At 58.7% G+C, this 15,238-nt stretch carries 14 protein-coding genes; 10 read left to right on the forward strand and 4 right to left on the reverse strand.

Annotated elements, in window-relative coordinates:
- The first annotated feature begins 584 nt into the window (after positions 1–584).
- Positions 585–1,490 (forward strand): DUF808 domain-containing protein, encoded by a 906-nt coding sequence (locus AACV02_RS11135; RefSeq protein ID WP_119739559.1) that lies wholly within the window; start codon positions 585–587, stop codon positions 1,488–1,490.
- Between the two features lie 146 nt (positions 1,491–1,636).
- The gene (locus tag AACV02_RS11140) at positions 1,637–2,008 is read left to right on the forward strand and encodes a DUF805 domain-containing protein (protein WP_119739560.1); all 372 of its coding nucleotides are present in this window, start codon (positions 1,637–1,639) and stop codon (positions 2,006–2,008) included.
- A gap of 64 nt (positions 2,009–2,072) precedes the next feature.
- On the opposite strand, the gene AACV02_RS11145 is transcribed toward AACV02_RS11140, so the two are convergent.
- Together AACV02_RS11145 and AACV02_RS11150 are read right to left on the reverse strand one after the other, a co-directional pair.
- Positions 2,073–2,861 carry an MlaA family lipoprotein gene (locus tag AACV02_RS11145; protein WP_119739561.1) on the reverse strand — a complete coding sequence of 263 codons (789 nt, stop codon included), beginning with the start codon at positions 2,859–2,861 and terminating at the stop codon, positions 2,073–2,075.
- Positions 2,854–4,152: a serine/threonine protein kinase gene (locus tag AACV02_RS11150; RefSeq protein WP_106576749.1), complete on the reverse strand. Its 1,299-nt coding sequence runs from the start codon at positions 4,150–4,152 to the stop codon at positions 2,854–2,856. Before AACV02_RS11150 ends, AACV02_RS11145 begins: the two co-directional genes overlap by 8 nt.
- Positions 4,153–4,387: 235 nt before the next feature.
- Here AACV02_RS11150 and AACV02_RS11155 point away from each other — a divergent pair, with 235 nt between their 5' ends.
- A complete protein-coding gene (locus AACV02_RS11155; RefSeq protein WP_119739562.1) occupies positions 4,388–4,756 on the forward strand; it encodes a hypothetical protein in 369 nt (122 codons plus the stop codon).
- A gap of 90 nt (positions 4,757–4,846) precedes the next feature.
- On the opposite strand, the gene AACV02_RS11160 is transcribed toward AACV02_RS11155, so the two are convergent.
- Complete coding sequence (locus AACV02_RS11160) at positions 4,847–6,400, reverse strand: glycoside hydrolase family 17 protein (RefSeq protein ID WP_119739563.1); 1,554 nt, start codon at positions 6,398–6,400, stop codon at positions 4,847–4,849.
- Between the two features lie 331 nt (positions 6,401–6,731).
- Here AACV02_RS11160 and AACV02_RS11165 point away from each other — a divergent pair, with 331 nt between their 5' ends.
- The 3 genes from AACV02_RS11165 to AACV02_RS11175 all read left to right on the forward strand — a co-directional run bounded on the left by AACV02_RS11165 (position 6,732) and on the right by AACV02_RS11175 (position 9,767).
- Positions 6,732–7,583 carry a glycine betaine ABC transporter substrate-binding protein gene (locus AACV02_RS11165; protein WP_106576746.1) on the forward strand — a complete coding sequence of 284 codons (852 nt, stop codon included), beginning with the start codon at positions 6,732–6,734 and terminating at the stop codon, positions 7,581–7,583.
- A 217-nt stretch (positions 7,584–7,800) separates the two neighbouring features.
- Positions 7,801–8,112: a DUF485 domain-containing protein gene (locus AACV02_RS11170; protein WP_106576745.1), complete on the forward strand. Its 312-nt coding sequence runs from the start codon at positions 7,801–7,803 to the stop codon at positions 8,110–8,112.
- Positions 8,109–9,767, forward strand: coding sequence for a cation acetate symporter (locus AACV02_RS11175; protein ID WP_106576744.1), 1,659 nt, complete (start codon positions 8,109–8,111; stop codon positions 9,765–9,767). The genes AACV02_RS11170 and AACV02_RS11175 overlap by 4 nt, the downstream gene beginning before the upstream one ends.
- A 337-nt stretch (positions 9,768–10,104) precedes the next feature.
- On the opposite strand, the gene gltA is transcribed toward AACV02_RS11175, so the two are convergent.
- The gene (gene gltA, locus AACV02_RS11180) at positions 10,105–11,394 is read right to left on the reverse strand and encodes a citrate synthase (protein WP_078047629.1); all 1,290 of its coding nucleotides are present in this window, start codon (positions 11,392–11,394) and stop codon (positions 10,105–10,107) included.
- Between the two features lie 364 nt (positions 11,395–11,758).
- Between gltA and sdhC the strand changes: the two genes are divergently transcribed.
- The 4 genes from sdhC to AACV02_RS11200 are packed head-to-tail and all read left to right on the forward strand — an operon-like array spanning position 11,759 to position 14,987.
- Positions 11,759–12,133 carry a succinate dehydrogenase, cytochrome b556 subunit gene (gene sdhC, locus AACV02_RS11185; RefSeq protein ID WP_106576743.1) on the forward strand — a complete coding sequence of 125 codons (375 nt, stop codon included), beginning with the start codon at positions 11,759–11,761 and terminating at the stop codon, positions 12,131–12,133.
- Positions 12,127–12,495, forward strand: coding sequence for a succinate dehydrogenase, hydrophobic membrane anchor protein (gene sdhD, locus AACV02_RS11190; protein ID WP_003172805.1), 369 nt, complete (start codon positions 12,127–12,129; stop codon positions 12,493–12,495). The genes sdhC and sdhD overlap by 7 nt, the downstream gene beginning before the upstream one ends.
- A 3-nt stretch (positions 12,496–12,498) precedes the next feature.
- Positions 12,499–14,271, forward strand: coding sequence for a succinate dehydrogenase flavoprotein subunit (sdhA, locus tag AACV02_RS11195; RefSeq protein ID WP_106576742.1), 1,773 nt, complete (start codon positions 12,499–12,501; stop codon positions 14,269–14,271).
- A gap of 11 nt (positions 14,272–14,282) precedes the next feature.
- Entirely contained in the window at positions 14,283–14,987 is a 705-nt protein-coding gene (locus tag AACV02_RS11200; RefSeq protein ID WP_003172807.1) for a succinate dehydrogenase iron-sulfur subunit, read from the forward strand.
- The last annotated feature ends 251 nt before the right edge of the window (positions 14,988–15,238 follow it).

A 15,238-nucleotide genomic window follows, 5' to 3' on the forward strand; every position in this document is an offset into this window, starting at 1 on the left:
ATACACCGCAATCAAACTGTGGGAGCTGGCTTGCCTGCGATAGCGGCCTCCGAGCCGCCCGGTGTCTTGCTGACCCAACACAATTGAACGGTGGGAGCTGGCTTGCCTGCGATAGCGGCCTCCGGGCCGCCCAGTATTTTGCTGACCCAGCACATTCCAACTGTGGGAGCGGGCTTGCTCGCGAAGGCTATATGTCAGTTTGCTGGGATATTGATTCGGAGTGCATATCCACTGCTGCGGCAACGGCCGCTTAGGATTCCGCTCTTACAGCGGGTCACTTTTGTAAAGACACAAAAGTGACCAAAAAGTCTTCGCCCCACCACTCGGTGCCTCGCCTAGGCTCGGCATGCCCGCACGCAGGCTTGAATCCGTGGGCCGCCGCGATGGGCCATCCTTGGCCCAGCGCGGCTAACCCGGCGTCCTGCCGGGTTAGTCACGGATTCAAGCCTGCGTTCGGCCAGCGTGGTTGACGGGGCGACTCAGATCAAGATCAAGATCAAAAGCAATCCACGCAGTGGATACCTATATTCCCTCACGGTCGCCGCGTTATATTCGCGGCACTTTAATTTCAGGATGACCGCGTCATGGCAGGAAGCAGCTTATTGGTACTGATCGACGACATCGCCGCCGTCCTCGACGATGTGGCGTTGATGACCAAAATGGCCGCCAAGAAGACTGCCGGGGTGCTCGGCGATGACTTGGCGTTGAATGCCCAGCAGGTTTCCGGGGTGCGTGCCGAGCGGGAGATCCCGGTGGTGTGGGCGGTGGCCAAGGGTTCGTTTCTCAACAAGTTGATTCTGGTGCCTGCGGCGCTGCTAATCAGCGCGTTTGCGCCGTGGGCGGTCACGCCGTTGTTGATGCTGGGCGGGGCTTATCTGTGTTTCGAGGGCTTTGAGAAGCTCGCGCATAGCTTCATACACAAGCGCACTGAGGAACAGGCGCACTTGGTTGAAGCGGTGGCGGACCCGGCGACTGACTTGGTTGCGTTTGAGAAGGACAAGATCAAGGGCGCGATCCGTACCGACTTCATTCTGTCGGCGGAAATCATCGCCATCACCCTCGGCACGGTCGCCGATGCACCGTTGATGCAGCAAGTGATCGTGCTGTCCGGCATCGCCATTGTCATGACCATCGGCGTTTACGGCCTGGTCGCCGGTATCGTCAAGCTTGATGACCTCGGCCTGTGGCTGACCCAAAAGCCCGGCCAGGCCGCACGTAGTATCGGCGGGGCGATTCTGCGTGCCGCGCCTTACATGATGAAAAGCCTGTCGGTGATCGGCACGGCAGCGATGTTCATGGTCGGCGGCGGGATTCTCACCCACGGCGTGCCGGTGGTGCATCACTGGATTGAGACGGTGAGCCAGAGCACCGGTGGGCTGGCGTGGCTGATGCCGACGCTGCTCAATGCGGTGGCCGGCATTATTGCGGGGGCGGTAGCGTTGGTGGTGGTTCAGATCTGCGAGAAAATTTGGCACGCAGTAAGGCATTGACAGGTGTTTGCCAGGGCGTGTGAGTCAGTCTAGTCGCTGCGCTTTAGGCTTTTCCCTACAGAGGACCCATTCAAACCTTCCTAAGATCTGCGGCTCTGTTTGGCCTATCCAGGCGTTTTACAGAGTCTGTAATCAGGGAGTTTCAAATGAATTGGTATCTGGACGCACTGAAGAAATCATTTGTATTCGAGGGGCGGTCGCACAGGCGAGCCTTCTGGTATTTTCAGTTGGTTGATAAGGTAATTGCAGGGGCATACATAGCGATTTGCAGTTGGTTTTTTGAAGATTGGATAAAAATTACCTTGGGTATTGGCTTGGGTTATTTGCTGCTGACGCTGCCAGCCAGGGTCACTCTGTTATGCCGAAGGCTCACCGATAACGGCATTAGCCAGGTCAACTCGTTCTGGACGTTGTTGCCTTTTGTCGGGTCGCTCTTCTGGGTTGGTTTTGGGTTATGCCCGGGCGTTAAAGAACAATCTGGCAGTCGCTCTGTGGATACGTCACGTACTGCGGAGTAATGTTGGAGCATAAACAAAAAAGCCACTCACTTAGGTGAGTGGCTTTTTCGCATCTGGATGGCGTTTACTCGGCAATCTGCAACTTGCGCGATTCGGTGTAGATATACCGCACTTTCTCGTACTCAAACGGCGAGTTCATCTGACCGTAGCGGAAGCTGGTCTGGTAGCGCTTGTCGACGGCGCGCAGGGCCCAGATTTCCGGGTGGTTTTCGCTGACCTTGGACACGTTGAGGAAGTTGATCTCGGTTTCTGCGCCGTAGTCGACGATCAGGCCGGTGGTGTCGCGCAGGTTCGACGGGCCGAAGATCGGCAGCACCAGGTAGGCGCCGCCAGGCACGCCGTAGAAGCCCAAGGTTTGACCGAAGTCTTCGCTCTGACGCGGCAGGCCCATGGCAGTGGCTGGGTCCCACAGGCCGGCGACGCCAATGGTGGTGTTGAGCAGCAGGCGCCCGGTGGTTTCCAGGGAGCGATGGCCCTTGAGCTGCAGCAGGCTGTTCAACAGGTTGGGCACATCGCCCAGGTTGTTGAAGAAGTTGCTCACGCCGGTGCGCAGGAAGCTCGGGGTGACATAGCGGTAGCCGTCTACCACCGGCAGGAACACCCACTGATCGAAGCGATAGTTGAAGTGGTACACGCGGCGGTTCCACGACTCCAGCGGGTCATACACGTTGAGCGCGGTCAGCGATGAACGCTCGAACTCGCGCTGGTCCAGGCCCGGGTTGAACTTGAGCTTGGTCAGCGGCTCCTTGAAACCGTCGGAATCAACCTTGACCGGTTCATGCGCCTTGCTGTTGTCGGCATTGGCGACGCCCGCGCACATCAGGGCGGCGAGCAGCAGAAGATATTTAGCCACGGAAGAACTCCAGCATGGCGTCGGCGTTGACGCGGTAATTGAGGTTGCCGCAGTGGCCGCCCAGCGGGTAGACGGTCAAGCGATCGCCGAAGGTTTTACGCAGGAAACCGAGGTCGCCAGGGCCGAGGATCACGTCGTCGGCGTTGTGCATCACCGCGATTTTCGGGCTGCTGTGCAGGTAGTCCTTGAGCGCGTACAGGCTCACCTGGTCAACCAGTTGCAGCAGGCTGCCGCCGTCGGAACGCGCGCGCCACATGGGGATCACTTGTTCGGTGAGGTAGCAGTCGAAGTCGCATTGCAGCGCACGCTTGAGGAACGGCGTGAGGCTGGTGCCTTCGGTGATCGGGTATTTAGGCGGAATGATCAGGCCACGGCGGTTGATCAGGTCCGAGGTAAAGGCAATGTCGGCCGCCGAGAAGCGGAACGAGGTGCCGATCAGCATCGCCATTTGTTCGTTGGTCAGGTGCTGCTTGGAGTTCTGGAAGTCGTAGAGCAGGGCGTCATTAAGGTCGATGTAGCCCTTTTGCTGGAAGTAGCGGGTCAGCTTGCTCAGCACCAGCTCATAGAAAGTGGTGGTGTTGTTGATGCCTTTGACCTCGGTCTGTACCAGCTTGTCGAGGTTGGTGATGGAGGTGTAGAGGTTGACCGGCGGGTTGAGCAGCAGCACCTTTTTGAAGTTGAAGCTGCGACGGGTCTCGTCGAGCTTGCTGACAAACGCCGCATCCAGGGCACCGAGGCTGTAGCCGGTGAGGTAGAAGTCAGTTACCGGCAGCGAGGCGTTCTGCGCACGCACGGCTTGCATCACGCGGTACATGTCCTCGGCGTCTTCCTGGGTAATCCCCGGGGTGGCGAAGCGCGAGGCGGCGCTGATGAAGTCGAAGCTGGTCGGCGACGACAGCTGCACCACGTGGTAGCCGGCCTGGTAATAGAGTTTTTTCAGGTATTCGTTGATGCTGCTGTCAAACCGCGCGCCGGTGCCCGCGATCAGAAAGATCAATGGCGCGGCGTGGTCTTGTTTGGCGATGCGATAGGTGAGTTTCTTCACCGCCCAGAAGTTGTCCGGCAGGCTGAACTCGCGCTCGGGGCGCATGTTCAGCGTGTAGTCGGACTGGTTGATCTCGTCGTCGGTCGGCAATTTAGGCCGAAGGTCAGGCGGGGTGGTCGCAATGGTCGCTTCGAACGGGTTGGTCAAAGGGTAGCCATAGCTGGCCTGGTCGATGTCGACGGCCAGTGCTGACGCACTCAAAAATAGGCTGCCCAGCAAGGCAGCACAGCGCAAGGAACGGAGCATGACTTAATCCCTAAGAGGAAACGTGCTGAATGAAGTTCGCAGGCTATGACCACCGCGTTGCCACCGAAGTGCCAGCCTTCGGCACTAAAAGTCGGAAAAAAGCCACGGAATCGGGGTAATAGTAGCGAGAAGATACACTTTGCGAGGCCTGGATGAACACTTATCTGCGCACACCGCTTGCTAACGGCCGCCGTGGGATTAAGCTGAGCGCCGTTTTTGCCTATCGGAGTGCTCCATGTCCCGTCGTTTGCCGTTGATCCTGCTGCTTATTGCCTTGCCTTTATGGCTGGCCGCCAGTTATGGCGCTCGTTATGGCTTTATGGAGGATGGCCAGTGGGTTGGCATCTGCGCCGATGAGGCCAGCCGCTGGGAATGCCAGTTGCGCTCGAACCTGGGGTTGATGATTCACTTCAAGGTGTTGGGCTGGGCCGCGTTGGTTACATCGGTGCTGGGATTTTTTGTGCCGGGCCGTGCCGGATGGGGCTTGGCCGTGTTTGGGATGGTGTTCGGCTTGCCGGCGCTGGCGTTGTACAACACCACGTTTGCGGTGTTTGCGGTGGTGATTGCAGGGTTGCGGCTGGTCAGAAAGCCGCGGGCGGCCTGACAGGGGCTCTTCGCCCGCAAGCCCGCTCCCACAGGTTGACCGCGTGAATTCGGCCTTAATGTGGGAGCGGGCTTGCCTGCGATGGCGGCCTTAAGCCTTGCGCACGCGCAAGCAACGGCACAAGGCTACAACCATCAGCACACTCACGATTGCCCAACCCCACGCCTGCTGGTTCTGCACGCCTTCGCGATACAGCTGTGGCGCAATGCCAGCGCCGATGATGAAGGCCAGCAGCGCAATCTCCCGACGCGGGCCGGTTACCGGGCGAACCAGGTAAACCAGCGCCGGCAACACCAGCGCCGCACTCGGGAAGCTGCGATAACGCGGGTCAAACACCAGCGCCAGTATCATTACCGCACCGGCGAACCCGGCGATTGCCAGCAGCCAGCCCGCGCGTTGCTCCAGCCAGTTAAAGGCCCGCTCACGCCAACCGTCGCGCGCGCTCAGGGCCAGGGCGGCGTGGGCCAGCACCAGCAGGTTCAACACCACCAGCAAGCCTGCCCACACCCATTCATCGTTGAAGCGCGCGGTAACGCGGGTCAGTTCGGCCCAGGTGCCGATGGAACAGGCCGCTACGGCACCGAGCAATGGCAGCATGAGTGCTGCGCGCGTGCTGCGAACGCGCCCACCAAGTAGCAAGGTGCCCAGCAGGATAATCCCGCCCACGCCCAGCCACAGCGGCCAGTACGGCACATTGCTGACCGGCCCGGCGAGGATGCCCTTGTCCTGGCGATCAGCATCAAACAGCCCCCAGTAACCCCCGACCGCGCCTTCGCTGGCGCGTTTCCATGGCTGGTCAAAGGCTTCGATCAGGTTGTAATGCCAGCCATTGGCCTCGGCCATGGCCACAAAGCCGCGCATGAACTTGGCTTCATTGACCCGGCTCGGCACGGCGGTTTCGCGCTGGCGGCCTTCGCTGGGCCAGCCAGTCTCGCCGATCAGCACATCCTTGGGAGCGAACTGGTTGCCGAAAGTCTGACGTACATCACCCACGTGCTTGAGCGCCTGGTCGATGCCCGACGGGTCATCTTCCCAATACGGCAGCAGGTGAATGGTCAGGAAATCCACCGCCGGAGCGATTTCCGGGTGCTTGAGCCAGAACTCCCATACGTCGGCATAAGTCACCGGCTGCTTGATCTGGCTTTTGACCTTATGGATCAGCGTCACCAACTGCTTGGCGGTGACTTCCTTGCGCAGCAGCGCTTCGTTGCCGACGATCACCGAGGTGACCACGTCCGGGTTGGCGTTGGCGGCAGCGATCAACTCGGCGACTTCTTTTTCGGTGGCAACCGGGTCACTGCTGACCCAGGCGCCGGCCATCAACTTCAACCCATGCTTGCGTGCCAGGTCCGGCAAGGCTTCCAGGCCGGTCATGGAGTAGGTGCGAATGCATTCAAAGCGGGTGGCCAGCAGGGCCAGGTCGGCGTCCATGCGCTCGGGGCGCAGCTTGAAAGGCTGGTCGAACGGCGACTGGTCCTTGTCGAACGGCGTGTACGAGGCGCATTGCATTTTGTGGCTGGCGCTGGCCACGTCCGGCAACACCACGGGCCGGCCGAGGCCGTACCAATAGCCGACAAGGGCAAGCACGCCGAGGATCAGGGCGAAAATATAGGGCAGGGCAGGGAAGCGGGCAGTCGCGGGCATGGTCGGCTTATCTGGGGAGCAAAGGCGCGCATCTTACCCGGATTTAGCCCGTCCCAGTGCGGTCGCATAATTTAGACATGCAAAGTTCGGGCGGGATTTTGCTGCGATGTCCTACAAATCGTCCTGCTGGCGATGTGATGTCGTTTCTTGCTCACCTGAGGTCGCAGTCAGAGCAGGTCCAAGGCCCCGGCAGGTTGATGATCGAAGTGTCAGCACTCCACTGATGTCTGGGCCGCCGGATCGATGCGCGTGAAGGGGGCGCGGTGCACCACATAACAACAGGTTGACGTCGCTCGGCATCCGCCGGGCGCAGCACTTTCGGGGAAGTACTATGAAGATGCGACGACTCTTGGGCGCAGCTGCCACTCTGGTAGTTGCGATGAGCTCCACACTGGCCAGCGCCGACAGCAAAACCCTGAGCATCGGTTACGTAGATGGCTGGTCTGACAGCGTTGCCACCACCCACGTGGCGGCAGAAGTGATCAAGGAAAAGCTCGGTTATGACGTGAAACTGCAGGCCGTCGCTACCGGGATCATGTGGCAGGGCGTGGCCACCGGCAAGCTCGACGCCATGCTCTCTGCCTGGCTGCCCGTGACCCACGGTGAGTACTGGGCCAAGAACAAGGACAAGGTGGTCGACTACGGCCCCAACTTCAAGGATGCAAAAATTGGCCTGATCGTGCCGGAGTACGTCAAGGCCAAATCGATTGAAGACCTCAAGACCGACACCACCTTCAAGAACAAGATTGTCGGCATCGATGCCGGTTCAGGCGTGATGCTCAAGACCGACGAAGCCATCAAGGCCTATGGCCTGGACTACAAGCTGCAAGCCAGCTCGGGCGCCGCGATGATCGCCGAACTGACCCGTGCCGAAGACAAACAGGAGTCCATTGCGGTCACCGGTTGGGTGCCGCACTGGATGTTCGCCAAGTGGAAACTGCGTTTCCTGGACGATCCAAAAGGAATTTATGGGGCTGCTGAAACCGTCAACAGCATCGGCAGCAAGGGCCTGGAGAAGAAGGCGCCGGAAGTCGCCGCCTTCCTGAAGAAATTCCAGTGGGCCTCCAAGGATGAAATCGGCGAAGTCATGCTCGCGATTCAAGAGGGTGCCAAGCCGGATGCGGCAGCCAAGGACTGGGTGGCCAAGCACCCTGAGCGTGTGGCCGAGTGGATTGGTAAATAACCGTCGAGCTGTCTAGTTAGCACCTTGCAAGCCCGCCTGGCGTTTTCGTCAGGCGGGTTTTGTCGTTTCTGGGGTAAAGGCTGTCACTTTAATCAGTTCAAAGTTGGCGCCAACGCTAATGTCGTTCTAATACTAAGGTCGTCTGGAACCTGTTCTGCAGCCGCATACAGTGGATACGTTCCAATAATAAAAAAGCTGTGCTGCGAGGATAAAAACAATGAACGACAGCATTTACCTCTCGATTCAAAACAGCCCGCGTTTCAAGGAGCTGGTGAGAAAAAGGGAAAGGTTCGCCTGGATTCTCTCGGCGATCATGCTAGGGCTTTACTCCGCTTTCATCCTGTTGATTGCCTACGGGCCACAAGTGCTGGGGGCCAAGCTCAGCCCCGGTTCCTCGATTACCTGGGGAATCCCGATCGGGGTCGGGCTGATTGTGTCGGCCTTCATTCTTACCGGCATCTACGTACGGCGCGCCAACGGCGAATTCGACGACCTGAACAATGCGATTCTCAAGGAGGCTGCGCAATGATCCGGCGTTTATTGGCTGTAGGTGGCGCTTCGATCTTCGCGCCCGCCGTTTGGGCAGCGGATGCCTTGACCGGTGAGGTGCACAAGCAACCGCTGAATATCGCAGCGATCCTGATGTTCGTGGCGTTTGTCGGCGCAACGCTGTGCATCACCTACTGGGCGTCCAAGCGCAACAAATCGGCGGCTGACTACTATGCGGCCGGCGGCAAGATTACCGGCTTCCAGAACGGCCTGGCGATTGCTGGCGACTATATGTCGGCAGCGTCTTTCCTGGGTATTTCCGCGCTGGTGTTCACTTCCGGCTACGACGGCCTGATCTATTCGATCGGCTTCCTGGTGGGCTGGCCGATTATTCTGTTCCTGATCGCCGAGCGCCTGCGTAACCTGGGCAAGTACACCTTTGCCGACGTGGCGTCCTATCGCCTCGGGCAAACCCAGATCCGCAGCCTGTCGGCCTGTGGCTCGCTGGTGGTGGTGGCGTTCTACCTGATCGCGCAGATGGTTGGCGCGGGCAAGCTGATCCAACTGCTGTTCGGCCTGGATTACCACGTGGCGGTGATTCTGGTGGGCATCCTGATGTGCCTGTATGTGTTGTTCGGCGGCATGCTGGCGACCACTTGGGTGCAGATCATCAAGGCAGTGCTGCTGCTGTCCGGTGCCTCGTTCATGGCGCTGATGGTGATGAAGCACGTCAACTTCGACTTCAACACGCTGTTTGCCGAGGCGATCAAGGTTCACCCTAAAGGTGAAGCGATCATGAGCCCGGGCGGCCTGGTGAAAGACCCGATCTCGGCGTTCTCCCTCGGGCTGGCGCTGATGTTCGGTACTGCTGGCCTGCCGCACATCCTGATGCGCTTCTTCACCGTAAGCGACGCCAAGGAAGCGCGTAAGAGCGTGCTGTATGCCACCGGCTTCATCGGTTACTTCTACATCCTGACCTTTATCATCGGTTTTGGCGCGATCCTGCTGGTCAGCACCAACCCGGCGTTCAAGGACGCGGCAGGCGCCTTGCTCGGCGGCAACAACATGGCGGCGGTGCATTTGGCCAACGCGGTGGGCGGCAGTATTTTCCTGGGCTTCATCTCGGCCGTGGCGTTTGCCACCATTCTGGCAGTGGTTGCCGGCTTGACCCTGGCGGGTGCTTCGGCGGTGTCCCACGACCTGTATGCCAGCGTGATCAAGAAGGGCAAGGCCAACGAGAAGGATGAGATTCGCGTGTCGAAGATCACCACCATCGCCCTGGCGGTGCTGGCAATCGGCTTGGGTATCTTGTTCGAGAGCCAGAACATTGCGTTCATGGTCGGCCTGGCGTTCTCCATTGCTGCCAGCTGTAACTTCCCGGTGCTGCTGCTTTCCATGTACTGGAAAAACCTCACCACCCGCGGCGCGATGATTGGCGGCTGGCTGGGCTTGATCAGTGCCGTTGGCCTGATGATCCTCGGCCCGACCATCTGGGTGTCGATCCTGCACCACGAGAAAGCTATCTTCCCGTACGAATACCCGGCGCTGTTCTCGATGATCATTGCGTTCATCGGCATCTGGTTCTTCTCCATCACCGACAAGTCGGCGGCGGCAGAGAAAGAGCGTGCGCTGTACTTCCCGCAGTTTGTGCGTTCACAAACGGGCCTGGGAGCGAGTGGGGCTGTTAACCACTAAGCGTCGTAACGGTTACAAAAAAAATGCCCCGGTCGTGAGATCGGGGCATTTTTTTGCTTTTATTGGTAACGGATTTCACAAAACTGTTTCTCAAGTCTGGCATCAATAAAAAGCAGATAGTTGATCGTTCCCACGCAGAGCGTGCGAACGATCAGTCGGTGGCTGGGGTTTCTGGGGTGTTTTGGCTGGCCTCATCGCGGGCAAGCCCGGCTCCCACCTTTGAAATGCACTCTCCCGTGGGAGCTGGTTTGCCTGCGATGGCGCCGGGCCTGGCGACACAAACAAAAACGGCCTCCACAAAGGAGGCCGTTTTCAGTACAGCTAAGCGCTTGATGGCTTACTTGCGGTCTTCCAGCTTGGTGATGTCACGCGACTCGTAGCCGGTGTACAGCTGGCGCGGGCGGCCAATCTTGTACGGGCTGGAGAGCATTTCTTTCCAGTGGGAGATCCAGCCCACGGTCCGCGCCAGGGCGAAGATCACGGTGAACATGCTGGTTGGAATGCCGATCGCCTTGAGGATGATCCCCGAGTAGAAGTCGACGTTCGGGTACAGCGAGCGCTCGATGAAGTACGGATCGGTCAGCGCGATCTCTTCCAGGCGCATGGCCAGTTCGAGTTGCGGATCGTTCTTGATGCCCAGCTCCTTCAACACTTCGTCGCAGGTCTGCTTCATCACGGTGGCGCGCGGGTCACGGTTCTTGTAGACGCGGTGACCGAAGCCCATCAGCTTGAACGGATCGTTCTTGTCCTTGGCCTTGGCGATGAACTTGTCGATGTTCGAGACATCGCCGATTTCATCGAGCATGGTCAATACGGCTTCGTTCGCACCGCCGTGGGCAGGGCCCCAGAGTGCGGCGATACCGGCGGCGATACAGGCGAACGGGTTGGCACCCGAGGAGCCTGCCAGGCGTACGGTAGAGGTGGAGGCGTTCTGCTCGTGGTCGGCGTGGAGGATGAAGATCCGGTCCATGGCCTTGGCGAGTGTCGGGCTGATCGGTTTGATCTCGCACGGGGTGTTGAACATCATGTGCAGGAAGTTTTCCGCGTACGTCAGGTCGTTGCGCGGGTACATCATGGGTTGACCCATGGAGTACTTGTAAACCATTGCGGCCAGGGTTGGCATCTTGGCAACCAGGCGGATCGCGGAGATTTCGCGATGCTGCGGGTTATTGATGTCCAGGGAGTCGTGATAGAAGGCCGACAGGGCGCCAACCACGCCGCACATCACGGCCATCGGGTGGGCGTCGCGACGGAAGCCGTTGAAGAAGGTCTTCAACTGCTCGTGAACCATGGTGTGGTTCTTCACGGTGCTGACGAACTGGGCTTTTTGCTCGGCTGTTGGCAATTCGCCATTTAGCAGCAGGTAGCAGGTTTCGAGGTAGTCCGATTGCTCGGCCAGCTGCTCGATCGGGTAGCCCCGGTGCAGCAGAATGCCATTGTCGCCGTCGATATAGGTGATCTTCGACTCGCAAGAGGCGGTCGACATGAAGCCTGGGTCGAAAGTGAAACGGCCCGTGGCCGTCAGGCCCCGTACGTCGATAACATCGGGACCAACGGTGCCGGTTAAAATGGGCAGCTCGACGGGGGCTGCGCCCTCGATGATCAACTGCGCTTTTTTGTCAGCCATGTGGCCTCCTATTTATGCTTCAAATCATCAGACAGACCCCCCACGCAGGGCCCGCACCACTATAGTGAGATAAATTCAGATGTCAATTTGCCTAAAGTCTTGCTCCAGAAGGCTTTAACCGTACTTTTTCGTCGAAATTGACTGCCATTTACGCCTTTTATCCCGCCAGCGCAATCAGCTATTAGGGTGAGGAGCGCGCGTTGTCATTAGTAACCTAACTGTCTATACTCGGCCACCGACCGCCAAGGGCTTTTGGGCTTGCTTTCATTGGGGGTCGCACTCCCTGGGTGGTGCTTACCTGACCAGTGCACTCCCCAACAACTTTGCCCTGATTGTTAGGGGCTCTTCAGTGTGAAAAAAAGCCGTGAATAGCCAACGACCTGTAAACCTAGACCTAAGGACCATCAAACTCCCCATCACCGGCGTTACGTCGTTCCTGCACCGTGTTTCCGGCATCATCCTGTTCCTGGGCTTGGGCATCATGCTTTATGCATTGAGCAAATCCCTGGGTTCCGAGGAAGGTTTTGCCGAGGTGAAGGCATGCTTGACCAGCCCGCTGGCCAAGTTCGTAGCATGGGGCCTCCTGTCCGCTCTGCTTTATCATCTGGTAGCCGGCGTGCGCCACTTGATCATGGATATGGGCATCGGTGAGACGCTGGAAGGCGGCCGCCTGGGCTCGAAAATCATCATCGCCATTTCCGTGGTGCTGATCGTTCTGGCAGGAGTTTGGATATGGTAACCAGCGTTACGAACCTTTCGCGTTCAGGCCTCTATGACTGGATGGCGCAGCGTGTGTCTGCGGTCGTTCTCGCGGCTTATTTCATTTTCCTGATCGGATACCTCGTCGCAAACCCGGGTATTGGCTATGAGCAATGGCACGGCCTGTTTTCCCACAATGCGATGCGAATCTTCAGTCTGCTGGCACTTGTAGCTCTGGGCGCTCACGCCTGGGTCGGCATGTGGACCATCGCGACTGACTACCTGACGCCGATGGCGCTGGGCAAGTCCGCGACTGCAGTCCGTTTCCTCTTCCAGGCAGTATGCGGCGTTGCGATGTTCGCTTACTTCGTCTGGGGTGTGCAGATTCTTTGGGGTATCTGATTCATGGCTAACATTCCAACTATTTCCTTCGACGCCATCATTATTGGTGGCGGCGGTGCTGGCATGCGCGCAGCGCTGCAGCTGGCCCAGGGCGGTCACAAGACTGCCGTGATCACCAAAGTGTTCCCAACGCGTTCCCACACCGTATCGGCCCAGGGTGGCATCACCTGCGCCATCGCGTCCGCCGACCCGAACGATGACTGGCGCTGGCACATGTACGATACCGTCAAGGGTTCCGACTACATCGGTGACCAGGACGCTATCGAATACATGTGTCAGGAAGGCCCGGCCGCCGTGTTCGAGCTGGACCACATGGGTCTGCCGTTCTCGCGTACCGAGCAGGGTCGTATCTACCAGCGTCCATTCGGCGGCCAGTCGAAGGATTACGGTAAAGGCGGCCAGGCTGCCCGTACGTGTGCTGCGTCCGACCGTACCGGTCACGCGCTGCTGCACACCCTGTATCAGGGCAACCTGAAGGCCGGCACCACGTTCCTGAACGAGTACTACGCGGTTGACCTGGTAAAAAACGCTGACGGCGCATTCGTCGGTGTGATCGCCATCTGCATCGAAACCGGTGAAACCTCCTACATCCGCGCCAAGGCTACCGTTCTGGCGACTGGCGGTGCAGGCCGTATCTACGCATCGACCACCAATGCCCTGATCAACACCGGTGACGGCGTTGGCATGGCACTGCGTGCAGGCGTACCGGTGCAAGACATCGAAATGTGGCAGTTCCACCCAACCGGCATTGCCGGCGCCGGCGTACTGGTAACCGAAGGTTGCCGTGGTGAAGGTGGCTACCTGATCAACAAGAACGGCGAGCGCTTCATGGAGCGTTATGCCCCGAACGCGAAAGACCTTGCCGGTCGTGACGTTGTAGCGCGTTCGATGGTCAAGGAAATCATTGCCGGTAACGGCTGTGGCCCCAATGGCGACCACGTACTGCTCAAGCTCGATCACCTGGGCGAAGAAGTACTGCACAGCCGCCTGCCGGGTATCTGTGAGCTGTCCAAGACCTTTGCTCACGTTGACCCGGTGGTTGCTCCGGTTCCGGTTGTTCCGACTTGCCACTACATGATGGGCGGCGTGCCGACCAATATTCATGGTCAGGCGATCACTCAGAACGCCGACGGCGTGGACGAGATCATTCACGGCCTGTTCGCGGTAGGCGAAGTGGCGTGCGTATCGGTTCACGGCGCCAACCGCCTGGGCGGCAACTCGCTGCTCGATCTGGTGGTATTCGGTCGTGCTGCCGGCCTGCACCTCGAGAAGGCATTGACCGACGGCATCGAATACGATGACGCGACCGACGCCAACATCGAAACTGCCCTGGCGCGTCTGAACGCTCTGAACGAGCGTACCGATGGCGAAGACGTGGCAACCCTGCGTCGCGAGCTGCAAAACTGCATGCAGAACTACTTCGGTGTATTCCGTACCGGCGAATACATGCAGAAGGGTATTGCCCAGCTGGCCGATCTGCGCAAGCGCATCGCCAACGTCAAGATCAACGATAAGAGCCAGGCGTTCAACACCGCTCGTATCGAAGCCCTTGAGCTGCAAAACCTGTTGGAAGTGGCTGAAGCGACTGCGATCGCCGCCGAGGTTCGTAAGGAATCCCGTGGTGCTCACGCTCGCGAAGACTTTGAAGACCGCGACGACGAGAACTGGTTGTGCCACACCCTGTACTTCCCGGGTGACAAGCGCGTGACCAAGCGTGCCGTGAACTTCTCGCCGAAAACGGTTCCGACGTTTGAACCGAAGATTCGGACTTACTAAGGGTGGCTGCCATGTTGAAAGTCAGTGTTTATCGCTACAACCCTGATCAGGACGCTGCGCCGTTCATGCAGGAATTCCAGGTTGATACCGGTGGTAAAGACCTGATGGTGCTGGACGTACTGGCCCTGATCAAAGAGCAGGACGAGGGTTTCTCCTATCGTCGCTCTTGCCGTGAAGGTGTGTGCGGTTCCGACGGCATGAACATCAACGGCAAAAACGGCCTGGCGTGCATCACGCCGCTGTCTGCCGTGGTGAAAGGCAACAAGCTGATCGTTCGTCCTCTGCCAGGTTTGCCGGTTATCCGTGACCTGGTCGTCGATATGAGCATCTTCTACAAGCAATACGAGAAAGTTAAGCCGTTCCTGCAGAACGACACGCCGGCTCCGGCCATCGAGCGTCTGCAGTCCCCGGAAGAGCGTGAAAAGCTCGACGGTCTGTACGAGTGCATCCTGTGCGCTTGCTGCTCGACTTCGTGCCCGTCCTTCTGGTGGAACCCGGACAAGTTCCTGGGTCCAGCTGCCCTGCTGCAAGCGTATCGCTTCCTGGCAGACAGCCGTGACACCAAGACGTCCGAGCGTCTGGCTTCACTGGATGACCCGTTCAGCGTATTCCGCTGCCGCGGGATCATGAACTGCGTCAACGTATGTCCCAAAGGCCTGAACCCGACTAAGGCCATTGGTCACATCCGTAACATGCTGCTGCAGAGCGGCGTGTAACCGACGTTGTAACAAAGCAGGACCGTTGTGCCCGTAAATGCTACGGCGCAGGCTTCAACCGGCGCCGTAGTTTTAACTTGAGCAGCGACTTACAAAGCCGCGGCTCTTATTTTGAAGAAATGAGACAAGCAGGGGCATTCGGGTTGGTACCCGAACTATCAGCGTGATCCTAAGTGGCTTGTTTTGGTCGCTGCACTTGGCCTTTTGCAAGCAAACTCGGTGTTTTCGCCGGTGGTGTCCCCAAATCGAGG

Source organism: Pseudomonas sp. Larv2_ips, assembly GCF_963879675.1.
Lineage (GTDB): Bacteria > Pseudomonadota > Gammaproteobacteria > Pseudomonadales > Pseudomonadaceae > Aquipseudomonas.